We start from the raw sequence: 22,714 nt of genomic DNA, 5'->3' as shown, positions 1-22,714 counted from the left end.
CTGGCAGTCCGCTCAGTGTCTGACTACGGACATTCCGGACAACGAGTCCGAGCGGCCGGGATGGGTCCGTTCTGAGCCATCTGGTTTTGTGCCCTGGCGAAATGGCGTCTTCCGGCTCGCCGGGCGGCGCGCAAGACTCGCCGCGACCGTCATGCTGCAGCGCCCTGATCAGCCATGAGTCAAAGATTGAGGCGCTGGAAATACCCCGTCAGTTCGAGATAGCCCCGTCCCACCGTCTTGCCCCCCCGTAATGCGGTCACCGCGCCCTCCCAATAGACCGCGCCGGTGCTGGCGCGGCTATCGAGTTCCTGATCATCCATCAGCGGGATCAATTCGAGCGTGAATTCGCCTGCGCTCAGCCGCATGACAACCGGATAGCTGGTGCCTGTGCGCGGCGAGCGCCAACGGCGCACCGGCATGAAGTTGACCTCTTCGGGGGCGAGTACCCGCACATGACCGTCGCCGCCGCGCAGCGTGCCGCCTCCCCAGAAATTGCGCCCCGCCTTGTCCCGAATCTGGAAGGCCATCAACGCACCGCCATCATCCAGGTTGAGGCCGAGCCAGTCCCAGCCGACAGCCTCTTCGGCCAGCAAGGCCGAAGACCATTCGTGATCCAGCCAGGCAGTGCCGCGCACGGCTTCCTGCTGGCTGCCCCGCTTCAAAGTCCCGCTCACCTTAAGTCCCGGCTGGCTGTAGTAGTAGCTCGCCTGGGGCGCCAGAGGGCCCTTGCGGCTGTAACCCCGTTCGCCCTGTAGCAGCAACGGCTGGGTTGGCTCCATTGTCAGATCGAGCGTGAAATCCCGCGCGGGAATTCTAGCTCGGTAGCGCCCCGTCATCTCTCGGCGCAGCGACCAGTCGTCGATGTACACATCGGTGTCGGCAGTATCGGCAAGTGCAAGGCCGAAGCCACTGCGCACCGCGCGTTGGTCGTGTTGGAGCTTGCCGGCCACGGGATCACTCAGTGCGACATTGGCGGACAGCAATTGCTGCGGCGCGAAGCGGCTCGGGTTGGTCTGGTCGAACTGCGGGCGCGAGCGGAAGAACGTAACCTGGAAGCCGAGCGGCGCTCCTGCCTGCGTTTTCAGCCAGCCGGTCGCATACCACCATTCGGTACGATAGTCGGGGTGCGCGCCGTGGTCGCCCGGGAAGGCCAGGGTTCGGCCTGCGTCGACTGGCGGATAGGCGGGCGCCGCGCCGGACGCCGCACCCGCCACACCGAAGCCCGACAACAACAGCAGGAATGAGCGCCTCTTCACCAATCCTCCTGCACCGCGCGCACGGCGCTCCGCGACATCGCCCGCCGTCCGCTCGCCAGCGCCGCCAGCGAGGCCGCCACCACCACCGCGCTCGCCACCTGCGCCAGGAATGCCCAAGGCACATGCAAACTCATGGTCCAGTGGAACGACTGCGGGTTGACAACGTGAACCAGGATCAAGGCGATGAGCCATCCCAACGCAAGACCTGCTGCCACGCCAAGCAGAGACAATAACGCGCCCTCCAGCGCCAGCATCGCGCCGATCTGCCAACGCATGACGCCGAGATGCCGCAGCATGCCAAATTCGCGCGCGCGCGCCAAGGCCTGCGCACTGAAGCTGGCGCCGATTCCGAACAGGCCGATCACAATCGCGATGGCCTCCAGCAGGTAGGTCACCGCGAAACTGCGGTCGAAGATTTTCAGAGTGATGGTGCGAATCTCGCCGGGTTCGGCGAAGGTAATGTGTTCACCACCGGCGACGCGCTGTCGCAGCCTCTCCTTGACCTGCGCCGGGCCTGCGCCCGGTTCCAGCCACAGGGCAACGTCAGTGACACGCCGCTCGTCCGTGAGCTGCCGATAATCTTCCTGGTCGATCACCACCGTACCATGCTGGCGTGCGTAATCGCGCCACACGCCGGCTACCAGGAAGGCGACGGGCCGACCATGTAGCGGCAGCGTGATACGTTGTCCCGGGCGGAAGCCATAGAGGTCGACCATCGCTTCGCTGACCCATACCGCCGGTGGATCACCCGGCTGCACCGCGACAGGCGCGGCCGTCAGCGGCAACCGCGCGCCCGGATTGCGCGGATCGATCGGCCTGGCAATGACCGTTATGGGGGGGCGCTGCGGATCAAGCAGGATCTGGCTTGAACGTAGAAACTCGGCACGCGCAACGCCACGGAGGCTGGCGATGGCCGCCTGGTCGTCAAGCGAGAAATACGCGCTATCGCCGCTTGACGAAGCACGCAGATAGAGGTCGGCCGGCAGGACATTCTGTAGCCAATCGTCCACCGAGATGCGGAAGCTTGACACCATCATCGCCATCGAGGCCATCAGGCTAAAGCTGGCGACAATGCCGGCCAGGGCGATCGACGCGCGGCCCGGTGCTCCGGCGAGTTGGGTCAGGGCAAGCTGCGGCACGGCCTGTCGCGACGAAGGCAGCAGGCCGAACACAAGATGCGCCAGCCGTGGCATGAGGAGGATGGCGCCCACCAACAGCAAGGCGATCGCCGCATAACCGAAGACAGGCAGATCCGCCACCGGCCGCAGCGGCGTCAACACAAGCCCGGCTGCCATGGCAGCGAGCCCGGCCCACGGCGAGCGTAGCCGCTTCAGCGGTGCCTCCTCATCTCCCGCCTTGAGCGCCTGCGCCGGCGGCGCTCGGGCGGCCTCCCATGCCGGTGCGAGACTGCCGAGTACCGCCGCCGACAGGCCGAGCGCGAAGAAGATCATCGCTGCCTGCGCGTCAAAGCGGACCTTGGGCCGTACACCTTCAAAATAGCCACCGCCCAGATCGCCGCCCGCGTACGCGAGCATCGCGGCGGCGAGGACTAAGCCAAGTGCCAGGCCGAGCGCCGCGCCGAGCGCGCCTTGAGCCGCGCCTTCCGCCAGCAGCACTCGCAGCAGACCACTGCGCGTCACCCCCAAGGCGCGCAGCAGCGCAAACTGCGAGCGCCGCCGCAGCACTGATACAGCCTGCATCGTGAACACCAGGAAGGCGCCTGTGAACAACGCCACCAGGGCAAGTACATTCAGATTGACCCGGTAGGCGCGCGACAGGTTGGAAGTTCGGCGCACGTTGTCCTGGGGCGAACCCACCACCACACCTGGCGGCAGCAGCGCGGCCAGCGCTGGCGCAAAAATGTCGATGTCCACCCCTGGCCTGAGCTTGACGTCGATCCGCTGCAGCAGGCCAAGCCGGTCAAGCCGCCACTGCGCCGCACCGATATCCATCACGCCTAGGCGCATGCCCTCGCCCGCCGCCGGCAGCGTGCCGGCAATACGCAGCGTAAGCGCGGTGAGCCCGACTTGCACGGTGAGCGGATCCCCCGGCTTGAGGTCGAGCCAGCTCAGCGCCGCCGGCGAAAGGAAGACGGCGTCGGGATCGAGAACGTCGAGCTTGCCCGCGCGCTCTTCTGGAGGCCGCCCGATCAGATTGGGTGCCACCGGCGCTGCCCGGAACACATCGATGCCAAGCAGCTTTAGCACACCGGTGCGCCCTGGCACCCCCGCATCGACCTCCACCACCGGGCTGGCCGCCGCCACCTCCGGCAGGCGCGCAATGCGCGGATAGAGCGATTCGTCGAAGCCCGCGCGCGGCCCGCGGATCTCCAGATCAGCATTCCCCATCAAGGAGCGCACTGTCTGGGAAAACTCCGCCAGCGCAGCGTGGTTGACCAGATGCACGCCGTAGCCCATTGCCACACCGATGGCCACGGCGAGGATGCCTACGATGGCACGTCCGGGATGGGCGCGCAATTCGCCGAGGAGCAGTGCAAGCCCGAGTGAGCGCGGCGTCCGCATGGCTTAGGCGACCACGCTCGTCGGCGGCTGTGCCCCCAGCGACGTCAATCCGCCTGGCGTCAATTGCAGGACGCGATCCGCGGTCGCCGCAGCCAGTGCCGAGTGCGTGACGATAATCGCGGCCGTGCCGTTTGCGTTGACCAGTTCGCGCAGCAGGCTTAGCGCCCGCGCAGCCGTATCGTGATCAAGGTTGCCAGTCGGCTCATCGGCCAGTAGCAGCATCGGCCGGTGTACCAGGGCACGCGCAATCGCCACCCGCTGCAGTTCCCCACCGGAAAGCTCGCGCGGCAGACTGTCCTCGCGCCCCTCAAGCCCAACCGCCGCGAGCATCTCGGCAATGCGCGCCGACGCCTCTTCCCCTTTGATGCCATTCAATAGCAGCGGGAGGGCCACGTTCTGCGCCGCGCTCAAATTCGGCAGCACGTGGAAGGCCTGGAACACGAACCCCAACTTTTGCCGCCTCAGCAAGGTCGCAGCATCATCGTCAAGCTCGCCCAAATCATGTCCGTCGAACTGGATTCGGCCACTGTCGGGTCGATCCAGGGCGGCAATCAGGTGGAGGAGCGTTGACTTGCCCACGCCCGATTCACCCATGACAGCGACATATTCGCCGGCGTTCAGCGCAAGACTGACTCCGCGGAAAACCGCGCGTGGTCGGGCGCCGTTATATGTCTTGGAGACGTCTGTAAGGGTCAGCACAATGTCGTCAACCTCGCGAGGCGCGCATCCACGGCAATCCAGTGACGGGAGAGCGGATGCAAGCCAAAATGATGGTGCCGAAAGAACTTCCTTGCAATGCAACAACTTGGGTGAAGCGAAGCGAAATCACAGAGACATCCAGGCAGCAAACCAAGTCTACGTCCGCCGAGTGGCTACATCGAATATCAGTTTCGATGATTGGCCGGCAACTCGGCGGATCTGGGCAACCGGGCGGACAGCAGCGTCCGGCCGCTTCCCGGGCGACTCGCTGTTGACCGTTCCCGGCCCGACTGACCAAGAAGGGGCCGCAAAGGGCTAACCGGCGCTCTCCCCTCAGGCGACCCAAGTCGGCCATGAAGCGTCGTTGGTCCGCGCGATCACCCGGTCGTTCGAGCGTCGGCCCCGATAAATTAACGGACTCTCGAAGGCAGTCGCATCGTCAGTCCTTGTGGACGGTTGCGCTATCTAGCTTGGAACCTCAGCCGGCGTGCGATGGATATCGCTCTCGACTGCGCTCATAAGACTACCCGGCCACGTCGCCGGCGTCGGTACATTGGCATTTGGCTTGCACGATGTTACGGGTTATCTACACTTTCAGTCAGGCTGGCATTCAGCTTGCAGTGCCGGTCCTTCCGGCCCAGATGCTGAGCCTGGCGGAACGATGATTAATCGCTTGGAGGTACATCATGAAGAGGGTATTTCTACTTGTTGTATCGACGATGCTAATGACGATTTCCGCAACGTACGGCGTTTGCTCACAAAGACACGCCCGGGATCATGGGTGAACACGATATGACCGGGACCGTCAGCCAGCTTAATCACAAGAAGGGAACGTTTGCCCTGCAAACCAAGGGCGGGCCCACCCTTAATCTGCATTTCCCGGCCGATCAAATCAAGGACGTCGAGAACGGCGACACCATCACCGTTCATCTGGGATTCACCAAGGAAGGTGGCACCGAGAAGAAGTAAGCCTTCCTGGCTTTCAGCCGGCACCCTCTTGGGAAACTGGCATGCGCACTTCCGTAGTGCATGCCAAAGTTTTCTCCATATATTAGGCGTCACCTTTGCCGGCCGAAGCCAAATCAGCAGTGCAATAGAACGCCGGCCCGAGGTCATGGCTGGGCCATCTCTATCTGTGTCCTGAATCTGCCATCAGTCGAGATCAACCCGACATGAAGAACACCGCAAGCAATAACCTGTTCTGTGCACTGATGATTGCTGCAGGCATCCTGGGATTGTTCAGTTCGCCCGCTCACGCCCACGGCGTTATCGGCAAGCGCTTTCTGCCAGCCACCGTCACGATTGACGACCCGTTTGTGGCGGACGAAGCGAGCTTCGTGGTCGGTCATCGCAAGCTCCCGCAAGAGGCAGAGGCAGGCAGTACGGGCGGCAGTGACGAAGCGGGGCCACCCACTGGCACGCCAGGTGCCCATACGACGACGTTTTCCACCGAACTCAGCAAGCGCATCACGCCCGACCTCGGCCTCTCGCTGGGCGCCACCTACCAGCGCGTGAGGCCAGACGATACAACCGTCCCCCAGTACGGATTCGACAACCTGTCGTTGGGGGTCAAGTATCAGGTGATCAAGAATGCCGAGCATGAAACGATCGTGTCGCTGGGGTTGGATGCCGACCTAGGCGGAACCGGTAGCCACCGTGTCGGTGCAGAGTCCTTCTCCACCCTTTCGCCCGGCATTTTCTACGGCAAGGGCTTCGGTGACCTGCCCGAGGCAGTGAAGTACCTGCGTCCCTTGGCAATTACCGGTGTTCTCGCGCCCGAGCTGCCCACGCGCCGGTCGGAACCCGATCGGCTGAACTGGGGCTTCACCATCCAGTACAGCCTGCAGTACCTTCAAACTTATGTCAAAGATGTCGGCCTGGGCGCCCCGTTCAATCGCATGATCGCCCTGATCGAAGTGCCGGTGAAAACCTGCCTGAGCGGGGATTGCTCCGGCCAGACCACAGGGACCGTCAACCCTGGCTTGATGTGGTTTGGAAAGTACATGCAGGTCGCCCTGGAAGCTGCCATCCCGGTCAATCGTCGGTCCGGGCGTGACGTCGGGGTGTTCCTTCAATTTCACTTGTTCCTGGACGACATGTTTCCCAGGGGCATCGGGAAACCAATCTTCCACTGACCGGAATGAACCTTCGCCCATTGAGGATCTGCCTGGCGATCGCCGCGCTATGGGAACTGCTGGCGCCCCAAGCGACCTTGGCGCACGCATTTCCTGAACACATGGAGCCGCGTGTCGGTGCCATCATCGACAATTTTCCCGGCCAAGTTCGAATCTGGTTTGACGCGGATCTGGAACCCACCTTCAGCACCCTGCGCGTGCTGGATGCCCAGGGGCGGCAAGTCAATCAAGACTCGGGCCAAGTCAATACCGGGCAGGCCCGCCTGCTCGAGGCACGGCTGCCGCCGCTGGCGCCAGGTGTCTACCATGTCTTCTGGCGGGTGATTGCCCGCGATGGACATGCCACGGAAGGGGACTATTCATTCACGGTGGGGCGATAGGCAACCATGGCCCATGCAATGATGGCTGTAAGCCCGGGCAGCATGCTCGTTACCGCGGCTGATCTGCTGGCACTCGCTACTTGTATCGGCGTTCTCGGCTTCCGCATCTGGGTAGTCCGATTCAAGGACGAATGGCCGCAGCCATCCACCGCCGCCGTGGTGTCACTCTGGTGGTTGGTTGGCATCTGCCTCGCAGTGCTCACGCTTAGCAGCGTCGGCGAACTGATCCGGCGCACCACGGAGATGAGCGGACGTCCGCTGGCGGAGGTCCACGTGGTGCTGCCGCAGGTCCTCTCCCAGACTCATTTTGGGCGAGTCTGGCTGCTTCGTCCTGTGGCGCTACTGGTGCTATGGTCAGGCTGGAGTACCCGAGCTCGCCTCGGCTCGCCTATGATCACGGCGGCGATGCTGGCTGCGGCCTGCATGATTGCCGCAAGCAGAAGTTTGTCCGGCCATGCGGCCGACTGGGGCGATATCACGCTGCCCGAACTCATGGACTGGTCGCACTTGCTCGCCGCATCTCTCTGGGGAGGCAGCCTGATCGGGCTCACGCTTACCGGATTTCATAGCTTGACCGTGGCGGCGGATGAGCGGCGCCAATTCGTTGCTGCCATGGCCCGCCGCTGGTCGGCACTCGCGGGCGTAGCCCTCGCGGTGGTAGCCCTGACCGGCATCTACAATGCGTGGCTGGAGTTGCAGCACTTCGAGGCGCTTTGGCAGACCGCTTATGGCAGGATCCTGTTGCTCAAGTTGTCCTTGGTGCTCATCATTGTTGTGCTAGGCGCAAGCAACCGCTATCTCGGCATCCCTTCGCTGCAAGCCTGGGCAGGCGAGTCGGCCGGCAGCGCGGAGCCTTCAGGGCTATTGGCGACCACACTGTCCCTCCTCACGCTGGAGCCCCGCAGAGCGGGAAAGCATGGTCCTCTCGAGCGATTTGTACGGAGGGCAGAAGTGGAAGGTGTCCTGATGATAGGGGCGCTGCTCTGTGTCGCGATTCTGCTCGGCCAGATGCCCGCCCGCCATCAAAGCCACATGCCGCCCAGCCACCATACGCACGCTAATAACTTGGCTCGCTGAGCCCCAAACAGATTGAGGCCGCTGCAGTCCGTTTGCCGTTCGCTGCTGATGGCCGCGCCCGAATGGGGACTACTCCAAAATCCACTTAAATGACCATTTCCCGAACCCTTACCGGGATGGCTACTCGCCCATCGGGCCAAGCCCGTCGCCCCAGGGCGACCGGAAGTCGAAAGTCGGAAGGCGTTGGTCGGCGCCCTCTCCTCGCCGGACCCTCTCCGGCAAAGCTGACTGCCTCGGGCGAGCTTTTGATAACGGATGAGCCTGTGAAAAAGCCCGCAGGCTTTCGCTCTACGGGCTTCCCAGGGACTTACAAGGCTTCGATCTGACGTAAAGCCTGAACGCTATGGCCGGACAATGACTTGAGGGCTAACCACAACGGCGGGCGCAGGCTGATAGTAGACATCACCATATTGAGGGTATTCAATCCGCCGGTCCTTGCATTTCCGCTCTTCCTTGTATTCGCCGTTCTTCTTCCACTTCCGCTCGACCTTGCAGCGACCGTCCCAGTACTTCTCTTTGTACTCGTCACGCTTGTACTCTCTGCTGTAACCATCTTTGTCGTCGGCACGAGCATTGATGGCAGCCATCCCCAGCAGGAGCGATAGGGCAACAATGGAAATGACGATGCGCGGCTTCATTCTGACGCTCCGGATTGTTTGGTGGCGAGCCTATCGGAATGCTTCCGTGAGAGGTGTATCAAAATCTTTACCGTGGTAACTGGCAACAAGATTCAGGCATTGATCGCCACGGCTCAACGCGCCCCGGATGCTGGCGACTACGACCATTGCACTTTTTGAGTCGGGTGACGCTTTTTCAGCCAGAGCGGCCGCTGGCATCAAAGTGGTCGGATGTCTCAGAGGGGTCGGAAGCGGCCCGTCAATAATAAGCTCCCAGCTTCGGTCCGCTTCCGGAAAAGCTAGCCCGGCATCAGGGCCTACTTCCCAAGCCACTTCTCCCGAACTGCACCCAATTCGCCGCTGGCCTGGGTGAGATGCAACCATTGGTCGACGTAGCGCTTGAACACTTCATCGCCACTGGGCAGCAGGTAGGCCATTTCCGCATACTGCAGCGGTTTGTCAGGATTGACCGCGCATAGTTCGGGATGCGCCCGGCTTTGCACGATAGCCTCGGCAGCTTCTGTCACGAAGACATCGGCGCGACCCGCGATGATTTCGTCGAAGATTCCGAGATTGTCCTTGTGGATGCTCAGCCGAGCATGGGACAGCCGCGTTCTGGCGAACGTTTCGTTGCTGCCGCCGGGATTGGCAATCACGCGTACGCCGCCCTGGTCGATTGCCTCGATGGTCTGAAACCTGCCCACATTTTCGCAGCGCGTGATCGGTGTCTTACCGTTGACCATGTACGGCGTACTGAAATACGCGAGCATCTGCCGCCCCAACGTGACGGAGATACCACCGGCCGCGATATCGCATTTTCCGGCTCCGAAATCGGCCATTAGCGTGGCCCACGTGGTCTTTACCATCTTGAGTTCGACACCCAGCGATCGGGCCAGCGACGTCATGAGATCGACGTCAATCCCCTCGTACACGTCAGGGTTCTTCATGAAGCTGAAAGGTCTGTAGTCGCCAGGAGTGCAGACCCGGAGTTCGCGCGCTTCCAGGATGTTCTTCATGGTTGCCGACGCGGGCGGCCTGGGATAGCTTGCAGGCGGCTGCGGCGACAACGCAAAAGCATGAAATGCCACCAACATACCGGCAACCGCGAGCTTCGCTTTCATAGTGCGTCTCCTCTTGTGACGATCGGACGGCGAACGGGGGCAGCAACGAGGCCGCGCATCGCAGGGTGCCAGTACTGGCACCCGCGCATCAGAACGCAAAGTTCTGGGTCAGGCCCGTCGTGGTCACAGTGACCTGCTGGGTGATGACGGTGCCGGAGCTGCTGGTAGCCTGAATGCTGTACTTGCCTGCCACGGAACCATCCTGCGTCAGAGGGATTCCCCCTGACGGCAGCGGGGCCACGTATGTTCCAACCGCAGGCCCGGCCAGCGGCAGTGCCGGCTGCGCTGCGAACAGGCTATAGGCGCCAGTGTCGGACGCCGCCGCGGAGGCAATCTCGAAAGTGCCGCCACCGGTTTGCTGCAAGGCTCGGACCGTTGCTTCCGAACTGGCCGGCGTGACTGTCCCCGATACCTTGCCAAACGTCGAGGTCGGCAGGCTGAGCGGCGCCGCTGCGGTTGCGACAGCGGTACTGCCGCCCGCCACGACCGGCACGCCGCGTACGATGCCGGTGCCACGCCCGGTCGTCGACGTTGGCACTATCACCACATCCACCTTGTCGGTAGTACTGATTTGCTCGATGGGCGACAGCGTAAAGTTACCGTTGCCGTCTGCAACGGTCGCCTTGACCACGACGCCATTGCGTTCAGCAAAGACCCGAGCGCCCGGTGCCGAGGCGACCACACCCGTCACAGCTCCGCTTGCCACCATCGGCACTGCGGTCACCACCGGCTTGAGGCCAAAGGTGCCGTTGCCACGCGTGACGACCGACTTGCAGGCATCGAAGTCGAGCACCAGGTCGCTCTGCGTATTGGGCGCGACCGTGAAGGGACGGATGATCTTGATGCCGCTCTGCACGGCGCTCGGGGTATCAAGCGCTTGTTCGGTACCGCTGCTGGGCACCACCGAATTGGCTGGCGCGCCGGCTCCATTGGCCACGAGAACCAGGCGGACCTGCTGGTACGTGCCAGCCGGAAGCGCCGTTTGTCCGAGGTTAGTCAGCACGCCATTGGAGAGTGTCAGAAGGTCGATCCGTCGGGCCGGACTGACCGGGATATCGACCCATCCTCCGCCGCTGGGGTCTGCGCCTGCACTGGTGTGGACGCGCACCCTGTCAACGGTGACATAGACATGATCGAAGCCACAAGCCGGTGCATCGGTCATCGACACACTCAACGTGCCGGTATTGCTGCTACTCGACGATCCGTCGTCACCTCCGCCACAGGCGGCAAGAGCAAGCGCACTGCTCAGTGCGAGCAGCCGCAGTGGCGACGCCACGAAAGGTATGGCATTCATGAGATCTCCCCAGGGATATTTTCTGACCCAGCGAGCATATTTTGAGTGATGCGCCGTCATTGTAAGCATTTGTTATCACTCGGCCAGAGTGAGTGCGAATTGCAACGCAAGAAACAGTGGGTAGTAGCGCGTGGAGCAAAACAATGCTATCCGGCTGCAGCTTGGCACTCTTAGCCACTGCCTGTATGGCCTTCGTCGACTCGACATAAGCACTGACTCCACGAGATGCGGGCGGTAGCGTAGAAAAGCCGGCGGGTGCATGCCTGCACAAGGGAATTAGTCTGTGCACGAATCCCCGCTGTATCACGTTAAGCCTCCGGAAGCGGATTTGCTGGGGTCACCCGAGGATCCTTGGCCCGCTTGTACAGACCTACAACAACCGGACAAACGTGAAGAAATACCTCTCCACAGTCGCTGCGATGTCTGCCTTCGTCGCGGCCTGCGCCAGCATTGGTCACGCTGGTGCTACCTCTCCAAAAATTCGTTCAAAACCGTCAGGCACGCCGACTATCAGGAAGGAGCCGTCCTCTCCTTCGACCAGAGTCGCGGCTGCATCCACGTACACCAGAACCGACCCACGCCATGAATTCTTCAATTCTCTCAACTCCCTGCGCATCGCAATGGGTGTAGGCGCATTGCGGCAAGACGCCGCCCTGGACGCTGCGGCCGAAAACCACCTGGAGTACATGAAGCTCAACGCAGTGATGAGCCATACTGAGATCCCTGGGACGCCAGGTTTCACACGCTCCGATCCGTACCAGCAAGTGCTCGCTGTGGGCGGCTCACACAAGCAATGGGTTGGACAGAATGCCTATAGCGGCGAGCTTGCCGGCTGTCTTGCCGCAATGGCGGGCTCGGTCTACCACCTGCAAGGGATTACCAGCAACCAGGAGACCATCGGCCTCGCCATGCGTGACAATTACTGCGTGGCAAACTTTGGCGTGGTGAGCGCAGCCGGAACCGGTGGCTATGGCCTTGCCCAATGGGGCGGCCAACAATTGCCTCCCAACACTGGCGCCTACTACCCAGTAGACAATGCCAGCGTCCACGGCCTGTTCATCCCTGGTGGCGAGATCCCGAATCCAGCGCCCGATCTGGCTAGAGCCGGTCCCCCGATCATGTTCCGCGTCAACGTTGAAAAGCCATCCGACGTGTTGACAGTCTCAAACTTCATCCTGAGAGGACCTGGCGGCCATTCCGTGCCCGCTCGCATCCTGGTGCCTATCGAATCCAAGCCTGGCTCGGTTGCTTCGGCTATTGAGGATGCGAGCTTGTATCGGGGCGTGGCTTTCCTGCTCCCTACACAGCCCATCGCTGCAGGCACATACACAGCAACTTTCGCCGGTGCGCGAAATGGTGTGGCGATCAATAAGTCCTGGAGCTTTACCGCGTACTGATCAGCCACTACCGCATCCATGGATCGGTACAACGTGAGCCGCCACCGCAGGAGCCAAAGGCAAGCGCTCGGGCTCGCTGGCTGTCATCGACTGCGGTGGATAATTTTGCGCGACTCCAGTTGCCCCAAACCTATGGTCACAAGGTCTGGAGTTGACGTCGCGCTGCGTCCGATCCGGATCGAAAAGCCAGCAGCATGGCAGGGGGAGACCTGGCGACCAGGTCACCAGATCGACCGTGGCCTCTGCGTGCGCGACGACCTCAGAACCGCCAGAAAAGGAAGTGTCGTTGCTTTCGCGCATTGGCCGCACGAGGCCGGGTCTCCGGACTAAATCGCGCGTCCGGATCGATCGCTCTCGTGCGCAGGGCCATGTCGTAGAACGCGCCCACCACCGGCAAGGCGCTACGCGCGCCTTCGCCCCAGTAGCTGCCGAGCGTCACCCGTCCATCGTCGAATCCCACCCACGCGCCCGCGACCAGTTGCGGATGCATCAGGATGAACCAGCTATCCGTATTGTCCTGTGTCGTGCCTGTCTTGCCGGCCACGTCCGCGCGAATCCCGAAACGCGTCCGGATGCCCGCGCCGGTGCCACGGCTAACGACGTCGCGCATGACATCGACGAGCGTTTGCGCTGCGGCAGCCGGCAGCGCCTGTACCGGCGACGCGCTCGCAAATTCGGCGAGTACCTTGCCGTCGCGGTTCTCGATGCGTGTGACCATGCGCGGTTCGAGATAGGCGCCGCGGTTCGCGATCGTGCTGTACGCCGAGATCATTTCCTTGAGCGTGACCGGGCTCGTTCCGAGCGCTAGCGACGGCACCGCCTCAAGTGGACTCTCGCGCACGCCCATCGCGCGAGCGAGCCGTGCGACCTTCTCCGGGCGTTCCTTCTGCATGAGCTGAGCGGTGATGCGGTTGCGGGAATACACCAGCGCGTCGCGCAACGTCATCGGTCGGCCAGTAGGCGGTTCCGCATCAGTAGGCCGCCATTCCGCTTGCCCGCTCACCGGAATGGCGACGTTCCGGTCCATGATCGTATCGCCTGGCTGTGCGCCGTCCGCGAATGCTGCGCCGTAAACGAACGGCTTGAACGTCGACCCCGGCTGACGCCGGGCCTGCTGTACATGATCGAACGGTACCTCACCGAAATCGCGACTGCCGACCCACGCCTTGATATCTCCGTTGCGCGGATCGATCGCGACAAAACCCGCCTGGACTTGTGTCTTGGTCCGACAAAGCGCGCGGACGAACGTGGGGTTCATGCCGAGTTTACGGAGCGCGGCCTGGTCCGATTGACCTGCATCGCGTGCGGCGCGATAGTCAGGCGTTTGCCGGATGAATGTCTGGAACAGGTCATTGCCAGGCCAGCAGCCCGTTCGTTCGTTCCACGCGTCGTTCGCGACCCATTGCAACTGGTTCGTCTGCCAGGCCACCGCCTGCGTCGCCATCGCCTGGAGACGGTAATCGATGGTGGTGCGCACGACCAGTCCGTCGGCATAGATGTTGTAGCCATTGCGATCGGCCCATGCGATCAGCCACTTGCGCAATTGAGCGGAAAAATGTGGTGCGGCACCTAGCGGAGCGGTTTGCAATGCGAGATCGACCCTCATCGGTTGTCGCTTCAACCAGCCGTAGGTATCGGGCTTGAGCTTGCCGTACTTGTCCATCTGTCCGAGCACTGTGTTTCGCCGCTGCAACGCGCGCTCGGGATTGAGCACAGGATTGTAGGTGCTGTTGGCCTTCAGCATGCCGACGAGTGTCGCGCATTCGAGAATGTCGAGCTGATTTGCCGATTTACCGAAGTAGGTGCGTGCGGCCATTTCCACGCCGTAGGCGTTGTACAGGAACGGCACCGTGTTCAGGTACGTCTCGAGAATCTGGTCCTTGCTGTATACGGCCTCGATCTTGAGCGCCGTAATCGCTTCCCTGAGCTTGCGCGTGAGCGTTGGCGCGCGGCCGATTTCGTCGGGATACAGGTTGCGTGCGAGCTGCTGTGTGATCGTCGAGCCACCCTGTCGGTCGCCTGAAAACGTATGCAGCGCGGCCGATGCCGTACGCTTCCAGTCGATGCCGTGATGCTCGTAGAAGCGTCGGTCTTCGGTCGCGATCAATGCATCCACCATGTAGGGCGAGATCTGCCTGAGTGACACCCACTCCCGATTGACCGGTTTGAATTGCTCGAGCAGTTTGCCGTCGGCCGACACGATCAATGCTGGCTGATCGACGCGGGCTTTCCGGATGTTGCCAATGCTTGGCGTAAGCGGCACGAGCGCAAGGACGTACAGGAGAAATATTGCCGGCAATGCGACGAGCGTCAGCACGATGCCGCGTCGCGTGGGGCGGCGAAGGCGGCCCAGCGCCCTGTTAAATGCGAGTCTGACTATCGTGCTGCCGGCGGCAGTCAGCGGTTGGATGCGGCCGAGCCACTGTGCACAACGCTCACGAAACAACGAAACATATCGGCGATACACGGTGGGGGCGCTGACAGAAAGAGCCGGATCGTACCAAAACGGATAGACGTTTCCGTTGTCAGATCGGGGCCACGGCGCGCGTCATTAACAGATGATTACATTTGTTTCGTGTGAGCAACGTCCTCCGGTTTTGCGGCGGCAATGTGTGCGGTCAGATTCGATCGCCGGGCGCGAATGGCGGCTTATCAAGGCCGCTCCGACCACTAAGCTTTTAAGTCCGTGGATGACCGAGTTGGGTCGCTCCGAGAGGCTCCCTCCCCCACAAATCAGCAAAGCGCCGAAAAAAGCCTGCGCCGTGTGAAACGGCGCGGGCTTTCTCTTGCGTCTTGCCGGGCGACTCAGAAGATGTGCTTGACGCCCATCATCGCGCCGAACTGGTTGCCGCCCGGCGTGGTTGCGCCGCCGGCCGCGCCGGAGCTGACGGACAGGTTCAGGTTGCCGCGGTTGTCGATGAAGCCCGCCGTGCCGTAGACCGACGTCCGCTTGGAGAACGCGTACGTGGCGCGCGCCGCGTAGAGCCAGGCCTTGTTGTCGCTGTTGTGATAGCGCAGGAAGAACACTTCGCCGTCCACGCTCAGCGCCGGGGTGACCGCGTACGATGCGCCGCCGAAGAACAGGTCGCTGCGCGGCGCGATCGGGGTGGCGTCGTTGTCGCGACGAATCCAGCCGCCGCCGATCTTGCCCTTGCCGAGGTTGGTATAGGCGTTGACCGACAGGCGGTCGTCCTTCATGCCGCTGCTGGTCAGGCCGTTGAACGCCCCGGCGCCACCGCGCTGCGAGTCGTAGGCCACGCCGGCGCCCCAGATCGAGGTGTCGTACTTGACCAGCGCCGACCATTCGCGGCACGCGTTGCGGTCGTTCGGGTTCTCGCCGGCGCAACCGGTGGCCGACGGCCCCGGCGGTGTCGAGGCGCCGTCCCGGCCGAAGCTGTAGGTGCCACCCACGGTCAGGCCGCCGAACGTGCCCTTGTAGCCGATGGCATTGTCCGCGCGGGCATTGGGCAGGTAGCTGTCGAGCGATGACGAGCCGAACGTGTTGGGCCCGAGCATGTCCGCTTCCAGCGTGGACCAGAACAGCATCGTGTACTGCCGGCCCAGCGAGAGCTGGCCCCAGCCCCCGGCCAGGCCCACCCAGGCCTGGCGACCAAACAGCCGGCCGCCCTGATTGGACACGCCGGAATCGGGTGAGAAGCCGGACTCCAGCACGAAGTTCGCCTTCAGGCCGGCGCCGAGTTCCTCGGAGCCGCGCAGGCCCCAGCGGGACGGCACGGTGCCGGCCAGGTTGTCCATCCGCGTCACGCTGTTTTTCTGCGGGCCAACGTTGTTCAGGTACTCGATGCCGGTGTCGATCACACCGTACAGGGTGACCGACGACTGCGCCATTGCCATGGCGGGCCATGCCGCCGCACAGGCCAGGGCTAGCCTTGCTGGTCTCATGGGGTCTCCTCCCGTTTTTGATTGTTTTCTGGTACGTCTTTCGAGTGTCCGCCGCTGTCAAGCGGGCGTCATCGGTCTGCCGCATGGCCAGTGGCCAGCGCCAGCCACGCCAGGGCATCGGCATGGGCATTGCCACGCCAGGCGATGTGGTGATCCGGGCGAATCAGCACACGGTCGGCGCCGTACAGCGCATGGGCCGCCGTGTCATTCACGTGCAACAGGTCCAGAGTGATGCCAAATGTCGCGGCGGCGTCACGCCAACAGGCGCGTTCCGCCGTATCCAGGTCCTGACCGAAGGCCACGAGCGTGAAGTCGCGGCCAAACTGGTCGAACAACACCTTGCCATCCACCACCGCGTGCGGCGCCCGAGACCCCGGCACGGCCAGCGGCACGTAGCGGTTCGGGTCATCCTGGGGCACCGGTCCGGCCTCCGCGGCCACAATCGGGCTGTCCAGGTAACGCACGCCAAGCTGCAGGCCGGGAATGTTGAATTCGTTGGCGGCGTGTCCGGCCAACACCTCGCCCAGCGCGGCGCGGGCCCGCGCCCCGGTCTCGCCCGGAGCGTCGAGTTCCCTGCCGATGCAGATATTGCCGATGCTGTCCGCCATGCGGCGTGCAAACGCGGTGTTGCGCAGCGCAACGGGCCGGCGCTCGCGATCGTAGGAATCCAGCAGGGCCGCCGGGGCGGCGTCGCGGATCACTGCGGCCAGTTTCCAGCCCAGGTTGACCACATCGTCAATCGAGGTGTTATAGCCCATGCCGCCGGTCGGCGTGAACAAATGTGCCGCGTCGCCGGCCAGGAACATCCGCCCGGATGCCATCCGGTCCGCCACCAACGTGTAGCCGGCGATCCAGGGCATGCGGTCGATCAGCGCGAAATCGAAGTCCGCACCGACCGCCGCCCGCGTCACGGTGGCCACGTCGACATCGCTCGCCTGTTGCCCGGCTTCCAGCTGCACCGCGAGCAGGAACGTGGCGTCGCCGTCGATGGCGATCAGCAGTCCGCGCTGTTGCGCATTCACGGCCCAGTATTGCCACGCGGGGTCCTTGCCCAGCACGGCATAGAGCTGTCGGGAGCGGAAATAGATCGACAGCATCTGGCCGCCGAAGAAGTCGCGCTGCTCGCTGCCCTGCCCCGAGTAGCGAATGCCGAGCGACTTGCGCACGAGACTGCGCGGGCCGTCGCAGCCCACCACGTAGCGCGCGTTCAGGCGCCACGGACCGGTGGGATCGCTGGGGCCGCTGGCATCGGCGAGATCGGAACTATCGACGCTATCAACGCTATCGGCGCCATCCGGGGAACCCATGTCCCCGGTGGGCATCACCGACATCGTCACGCCATGCAGGGTCTGCGCGACGGACATCGCCCGATGCCCCAGCCGCAGCCGCACGCTCGGATAGCTGGCCGCCCGGGCCCGCAGCACCGGCTCGATGTACATCTGCTGCGCCCGGTGCGGCAGTTCCGGCGTGGGCCACGCGTCGTGGCCGTAGTCGCCGAAATCCCCGTCGGTGCCGGAATGGTCGGCATGCGCCGAGGCATGTTCTCCGGCCTCGGCGCGCGACGGAATCCGGAACCGCGCCAGTTCGTGGCTGGCCAGGTGCGTGCAGTACACCACGTCCTGCGGGTAGGTGGGCGGCAGGCCAAGTGCGCGGATCGCTTCGGCAAAGCCGCGTCGCCGGTAGTGCTCCATCGTCCGTGACGACGTGGCATTGGCCTTGGGGAATGCCGGGGGATCGGCGTCTTCCTCCAGCAATACGCACGGGATGCCCCGACAACCCAGTTCGATAGCCAGCATGAGGCCGGCCGGGCCGCCGCCGATGATGGCGACGTCCGTTTGCAGCGTCTTCACGGTGAGTCTTCCTTCAGTTGATGGTGGCGCCGGTGCGGCGGACCATGTCTGCGTAGCGCGAGGTGTCCTGGCGCATCCACGCCGTCACCGCTTCGCTCGCGCTGCCCGCCGGCACGAAGCCGAAGGTCGCCATCTTGGCCCGCACGTCGGGGGCATCGAGCGCCTCGCGCACGGCCTTGCCGATGGCGGATACGCGCTCCGGCGGTGTGCCGGCCGGCGCCAGCAACGCCACCCACGTGGAAGCGTCGATGCCGCTGGGTCCGCCCGCCTGTTCGATCGTCGGCACGTCCGGCAGCGCGATGGAACGCTTGCTGTCCGCCACGGCCAGCACGCGCAGCTTGCCGGCCTGGATCAGCGGACCGGCCGTGGCATACGACCCGAGTGCCCACGTCACCTCGCCATTCGCCACGGCCGTGTAGAGCTGGGCGGTGTCCTTGAACGGCGCGTGCAGCATTTGCGTGCCGGTGGCGGCCTCCAGTTGCGCCGCGCCGAGATGGCCGGGACTGCCGACCGCCCACGACCCGTAGGACACCGCGTTCGGGCCGGCCCTGGCGGCCGAGATCAGCGCCGGAATCGACTGGATCGGGCTGTGGCTGGCCACCACCACGAAGAAGGCCGTGCGGTACAGACCGGTCACCGGCACATAGTCCTTGACGGGGTCGTACGGCAGCTTGCGGAACAGGCTCGGGTTGATCGCCAGATGACCGACATCGGCGATACCCAGGTCATATCCCGTGGCCGGCGAGCGGCGCGTGGCCTCCATCGCGATAAAGCCGTTGCCGCCCGGGCGCGGATCGACGATCACGGGCTGCCCCCAGGCCCGGGACAAGCGCTCGCCAATCAGGCGCGACACCGCATCGGGACCGCTGCCTGCGGGAAACGGGCTCAGCAGGCGGACCGGTTTGGCGGGAAAGGTCTCCGCGTGCGCGGCGGTGGCGAGGAGTGGTTGCGCCAGCACGAGGGCGGCGGCCAGGGTGGCGGCGCGGTGTGCGGCGCTCCGGGGGCGAATGGCGGGGTCGGATTGCGGACCGGAATCCGGGCCGGATTGAGGGCGTTTCATCGGTTGTCTCCGTTGATATGGCTTTGTTATGGATCCGGAGTCTAGAGGCCCCTTCCGAACACAGAAAGATGGCAGAATCGCCCCATCGATGCCTGACTGTTATCGCCATGAAACTGCATCACCTGCGGGATTTCGTTGCCATCGCGGAGGCGCGCAGCGTGCGCGGTGCCGCGCGCGTGCTAGGGCTGGCCCAGCCGGCGCTGACGCGCAGCCTGCGCGAACTGGAGGGGGAGTTGGGCACCCCGCTGCTGGAGCGCCATGCGCGCGGCGTGGTGCTGACGCCGATCGGCGAAGCCTTCTACAGCCGCGCCCATGCGGCGATGGCGGAAATCCGCCGTGGCCAGGACGAAGTGGCGCAACTGCTTGGCAAGCCGTCGGGATCGGTCTCGGTTGGGCTGTCCAGTGCGGTGTGGCTGGCGATGGCACCCGAGGTCCATCAGGCGTTCCGCAAGCGCTATCCGGGCGTCAGGCTGCGGATGGTCGAGGGATTTTTCTCGATGCTGGAGGCCCGCCTGCAAGATGGCACGCTCGATTTCTTTATCGGTCCGCGGCCGGCGCGGCCGGTCAGCGACAGCTACAAGGTGGACCTGCTGTTCCAGAACGAGCGCGTGGTGGTCGGCCGCAGGGGCCATCCCCGCGGCGGCGCGCGGCGGCTGGCGGAGCTCGTCGACGAGGAATGGATTCTCACCGGCGTGCGTGAACGCGTCGAGGCGGAATTCGAGGATGCCTTCGTCAGCCAGGGGCTGCCGCCGCCGGTGCCGATGACGCAGGCCGAATCGATGGTGGGCGTGGCCGCCCTGCTCTGCTCCACCGACGCTCTGGCAATGCTGCCACGGCAGTGGGTCAATGCGCCGCTGTTCTCGGGCGTCATCGCGCCGATCGACGTCAAGGAGCGCATCGAGGGGCCGGACATCGTCCAGATTTCGCGGGCCGGCGTGCCCCTGACACCCGCCGCGGCGTACTTCTCCACGCTGTTCGAGCGCGCGGCCGGACAGGTGACGGCGACGCGAAAAGCCGCGCCCCCCGCCATGAAAAAACCCGCCGGCTAGCGTGCGAGTGAGCGCGCCAGCCGCACCGGCCGCATCGACTTACTCCGGCGTGATCCCCGCCTGCTTGATCTGCGCCGACCAGCGGACCATTTCCTTGCGCAGCATCGCATCGGCCTGCGTGGGGCTCATCGTCAGCGGCTCAAACCCTTCCTTGAGCAGTCGCGCCTTCAGCTCCGGCTGCGCCAGCGCCGCGTTCAGCGTCTGGTTCAGCTTGGCCAGCACGTCCTTGGGCGTACCGGCCGGCGCGCTGACGATGAACCACGTCTCGAACGCATAGCGCGGCAGGCCAGCCTCGGCCATCGTCGGAATGTCCGGCATCAGCGGCGAGCGCTTCGGCCCCGTCACGGCCAGCGCGCGAAGCTTGCCGGCCTGCACCTGCGGCAGCGCGGCGGAAAGCACCGGAAAACTCATCTGCACCTGGCCCGCGATCGTATCGACCATGGCCGGGCCGCCACCCTTGTAAGGCACGTGCAGGATATCCGCGCCGGATTCGGACTTGAACAGTTCGGCGGCCATATGGAACGTGCTGCCCGACCCCGCCGAGCCAAAGCTCAGCTTGCCCGGCTGCGCCTTGGCCAGCGCCACCAGCTCCTTCACGTTCTTCGCCGGCAGGCTGTTGGTCACCACCAGGACATGTTGCGAAGTCCCCATCGTGCCAACCGAGACGAAATCCTTCGCGGTGTCGAACGGCAGTTTCGCGAACAACGCCGGGTTGACCGCCAGCGCCACGTTGTTGATCGCCAGCGTGTAACCGTCCGGCTTGGCCTTGGCCACCTGATCCATGCCGATGTTGCCCGACGCCCCGGCGCGGTTGTCCGCGACCACCGGTTGCCCGAGCTGCTTGCCCCACGCATCGGTGATCAGCCGGCCGGCGATATCCACGCTGCCTCCCGGCGCGAACGGCACGATCAGGCGGATGGGGCGATCAGGGTAGCTGTCCGCAGCCTGCGCGGGCGCGACGGCCAGCACGGTGGCCGCGCAGGCGGCTAGCGTCGCCAGCCGGGCGAATGGTCGGTTCATGGTGGTCTCCTGTTGGGCGTGCCGGGATCTGGCCCGGTCGAATGCCTTGTTCTTGAAAGAATGCGGAGAGTGTAGCCATGAATGGTGGCGCCCTGATGTCGCCACCAGATCGACATTGCTGCCTGGCATTCACGAATTGACGCCACGGCAATCGCGGCGAATGGACGCCTCCGGCGCTGACCGATGTGGAACGGCCGGCGAACCTGCCCTGTTCGCGCGGCGTGGTCAGAAGCTCGCGGCGAGGCCGAGCGATACGCCCGAGACGTTGTTGCCGAAGACGTAGCGGACCACCGCGCGCACCCGCGTGACGAAGATCTCATGGGCGCTGGTGTCCAGCTCAAGCCCGGTCCCCAGCGTGGTCAAGTGGTTGAACCCCAGCACGCCGGCCTGATTGCCGTAATAGTGCGAGTGCGAGAGCTCCAGCACATAGCGCACGGGCCGATCCATCGCGAACATCCCGGTCGGGGCCCGCCAGCGCGCATACACGTTTGCGGTCTGGGCTGTGGCGGTGCCCTTCACCGAGGCGCTGGTGCCACCAAACGTCTGCAGGTAGATGTTGGTGTAGCGCAGTTCCAGATCGATCTCGTGGGTTTCGCGGTAGTGCTCCCAGTCGAGCATCACGGCGCCACCGAGCCCGTACGCGTTGAGCGTGCCGCCATTCAGGAAGTCGATCTGACGGTCGGCGGCGCGCTCCACGACAGCCTTGGCCACGGCCAGGTCGCTCGACACGTTGCCGAGCGACGCATTGAGGATCGGCCGGAAGACCAGTTCCTTGTCGGCCGTCAGCGGGAAGTCCCAGCCGATGCCAATCGTCCCGGCCACGGTATTCCAGCGGGTCGGGACCTCGCGCGACTCCGACCCGTCCGTGGCGACGAAGGTCGGGTCATAGCGGCTGTAGGCGATCGATCCTTCCAGGTATAGCGGGAACGTCTTGCTCATCGTGAATCCGCCGCCCAGTTGCGACATGACGATGCCGGGGTTGCTGGTGGCCGCGTTGTTGATCGACAGCGAGCTGGACGCGAGGTCCGGCACCACGGAATATCCCATCAGGGCGAGCACGCCGTTGGCCTGCTTCTGCACGCCGGGGCCGATGAGTTGAAATCCGGCCTGCGCGCCGGCCTGGTGACAGGCGGACAGCGCAACGAGTGCGGCGCAGAGGCGAAGGCCGTGTCGTATGCGTTTGCGGATGCGAAGTGGGCGAGTCCCGTGACGGAGAGCGGCCTTCATCTTGTTCCATGTCTGGCGATACGGCGGGCATGGTGTGACGTCGCGACAGCAGGTACGCAACTGCCCGCGCGCTATCGTCGCAAGGAATCCAGCGGCGGGGAATTTAC

The 22,714-nt window shown here is 64.0% G+C and carries 18 protein-coding genes; 6 read left to right on the top strand and 12 right to left on the bottom strand.

Annotated features, from left to right (window positions below):
• Positions 1 to 179: 179 nt before the first annotated feature.
• Genes AC1DOX_RS25575 through AC1DOX_RS25565 form a run of 3 tightly spaced genes read right to left on the bottom strand, consistent with a single transcriptional unit; the run spans position 180 to position 4,477 of the window.
• A complete protein-coding gene (locus AC1DOX_RS25575) occupies positions 180 to 1,256 on the bottom strand; it encodes a lipocalin-like domain-containing protein (RefSeq protein WP_441622258.1) in 1,077 nt (358 codons plus the stop codon).
• Positions 1,253 to 3,778 carry an FtsX-like permease family protein gene (locus AC1DOX_RS25570; RefSeq protein ID WP_441622256.1) on the bottom strand — a complete coding sequence of 842 codons (2,526 nt, stop codon included), beginning with the start codon at positions 3,776 to 3,778 and terminating at the stop codon, positions 1,253 to 1,255. Before AC1DOX_RS25570 ends, AC1DOX_RS25575 begins: the two co-directional genes overlap by 4 nt.
• A 3-nt stretch (positions 3,779 to 3,781) precedes the next feature.
• The gene (locus AC1DOX_RS25565) at positions 3,782 to 4,477 is read right to left on the bottom strand and encodes an ABC transporter ATP-binding protein (RefSeq protein WP_441622254.1); all 696 of its coding nucleotides are present in this window, start codon (positions 4,475 to 4,477) and stop codon (positions 3,782 to 3,784) included.
• 777 nt (positions 4,478 to 5,254) lie between these two features.
• Here AC1DOX_RS25565 and AC1DOX_RS25560 point away from each other — a divergent pair.
• The 4 genes from AC1DOX_RS25560 to AC1DOX_RS25545 all read left to right on the top strand — a co-directional run bounded on the left by AC1DOX_RS25560 (position 5,255) and on the right by AC1DOX_RS25545 (position 8,069).
• On the top strand, positions 5,255 to 5,446 hold the full coding sequence (locus AC1DOX_RS25560; RefSeq protein WP_441622252.1) for a hypothetical protein: 192 nt from the start codon (positions 5,255 to 5,257) through the stop codon (positions 5,444 to 5,446).
• A gap of 203 nt (positions 5,447 to 5,649) precedes the next feature.
• A complete protein-coding gene (locus AC1DOX_RS25555) occupies positions 5,650 to 6,612 on the top strand; it encodes a hypothetical protein (RefSeq protein WP_441622250.1) in 963 nt (320 codons plus the stop codon).
• Positions 6,613 to 6,617: 5 nt separating this feature from the next.
• A complete protein-coding gene (locus AC1DOX_RS25550) occupies positions 6,618 to 6,992 on the top strand; it encodes a copper resistance CopC family protein (protein WP_441622248.1) in 375 nt (124 codons plus the stop codon).
• A gap of 6 nt (positions 6,993 to 6,998) precedes the next feature.
• Positions 6,999 to 8,069, top strand: coding sequence for a copper resistance D family protein (locus tag AC1DOX_RS25545; RefSeq protein WP_441622246.1), 1,071 nt, complete (start codon positions 6,999 to 7,001; stop codon positions 8,067 to 8,069).
• A 341-nt stretch (positions 8,070 to 8,410) separates the two neighbouring features.
• On the opposite strand, the gene AC1DOX_RS25540 is transcribed toward AC1DOX_RS25545, so the two are convergent.
• From AC1DOX_RS25540 to AC1DOX_RS25530, 3 genes are all read right to left on the bottom strand, one after another.
• On the bottom strand, positions 8,411 to 8,707 hold the full coding sequence (locus AC1DOX_RS25540; protein WP_441622244.1) for a hypothetical protein: 297 nt from the start codon (positions 8,705 to 8,707) through the stop codon (positions 8,411 to 8,413).
• Positions 8,708 to 9,003: 296 nt separating this feature from the next.
• Positions 9,004 to 9,807, bottom strand: a complete 804-nt coding sequence (locus AC1DOX_RS25535; RefSeq protein WP_441622242.1) for a transporter substrate-binding domain-containing protein — start codon at positions 9,805 to 9,807, stop codon at positions 9,004 to 9,006.
• An 88-nt stretch (positions 9,808 to 9,895) separates the two neighbouring features.
• Positions 9,896 to 11,101 (bottom strand): DUF4382 domain-containing protein, encoded by a 1,206-nt coding sequence (locus AC1DOX_RS25530; protein ID WP_441622290.1) that lies wholly within the window; start codon positions 11,099 to 11,101, stop codon positions 9,896 to 9,898.
• A 389-nt stretch (positions 11,102 to 11,490) separates the two neighbouring features.
• On the opposite strand from AC1DOX_RS25530, the gene AC1DOX_RS25525 reads away from it, so the two are divergent.
• Positions 11,491 to 12,498, top strand: coding sequence for a CAP domain-containing protein (locus AC1DOX_RS25525; protein WP_441622240.1), 1,008 nt, complete (start codon positions 11,491 to 11,493; stop codon positions 12,496 to 12,498).
• A 259-nt stretch (positions 12,499 to 12,757) separates the two neighbouring features.
• Here AC1DOX_RS25525 and AC1DOX_RS25520 read toward each other — a convergent pair whose 3' ends face one another.
• The 4 genes from AC1DOX_RS25520 to AC1DOX_RS25505 form a co-directional block, all read right to left on the bottom strand.
• The gene (locus AC1DOX_RS25520; RefSeq protein WP_441622238.1) at positions 12,758 to 14,965 is read right to left on the bottom strand and encodes a penicillin-binding protein 1A; all 2,208 of its coding nucleotides are present in this window, start codon (positions 14,963 to 14,965) and stop codon (positions 12,758 to 12,760) included.
• Between the two features lie 338 nt (positions 14,966 to 15,303).
• Positions 15,304 to 16,401, bottom strand: a complete 1,098-nt coding sequence (locus tag AC1DOX_RS25515) for a porin (protein ID WP_441622236.1) — start codon at positions 16,399 to 16,401, stop codon at positions 15,304 to 15,306.
• A 68-nt stretch (positions 16,402 to 16,469) separates the two neighbouring features.
• Positions 16,470 to 18,251 carry an FAD-dependent monooxygenase gene (locus AC1DOX_RS25510; protein WP_441622234.1) on the bottom strand — a complete coding sequence of 594 codons (1,782 nt, stop codon included), beginning with the start codon at positions 18,249 to 18,251 and terminating at the stop codon, positions 16,470 to 16,472.
• A 13-nt stretch (positions 18,252 to 18,264) separates the two neighbouring features.
• On the bottom strand, positions 18,265 to 19,311 hold the full coding sequence (locus AC1DOX_RS25505; protein WP_477101567.1) for a Bug family tripartite tricarboxylate transporter substrate binding protein: 1,047 nt from the start codon (positions 19,309 to 19,311) through the stop codon (positions 18,265 to 18,267).
• 107 nt (positions 19,312 to 19,418) lie between these two features.
• Between AC1DOX_RS25505 and AC1DOX_RS25500 the strand changes: the two genes are divergently transcribed.
• A complete protein-coding gene (locus tag AC1DOX_RS25500) occupies positions 19,419 to 20,360 on the top strand; it encodes a LysR substrate-binding domain-containing protein (protein ID WP_441622230.1) in 942 nt (313 codons plus the stop codon).
• Between the two features lie 39 nt (positions 20,361 to 20,399).
• Here AC1DOX_RS25500 and AC1DOX_RS25495 read toward each other — a convergent pair whose 3' ends face one another.
• Both AC1DOX_RS25495 and AC1DOX_RS25490 read right to left on the bottom strand, forming a co-directional pair.
• Positions 20,400 to 21,380 carry a tripartite tricarboxylate transporter substrate binding protein gene (locus AC1DOX_RS25495; protein WP_441622228.1) on the bottom strand — a complete coding sequence of 327 codons (981 nt, stop codon included), beginning with the start codon at positions 21,378 to 21,380 and terminating at the stop codon, positions 20,400 to 20,402.
• Between the two features lie 225 nt (positions 21,381 to 21,605).
• A complete protein-coding gene (locus AC1DOX_RS25490) occupies positions 21,606 to 22,607 on the bottom strand; it encodes a hypothetical protein (protein ID WP_441622226.1) in 1,002 nt (333 codons plus the stop codon).
• Positions 22,608 to 22,714: the final 107 nt, after the last annotated feature.

The sequence above is a fragment of the Cupriavidus sp. 01L415 genome, from assembly GCF_056400065.1.
This window is presented reverse-complemented; position numbering and strand designations above follow the sequence as displayed.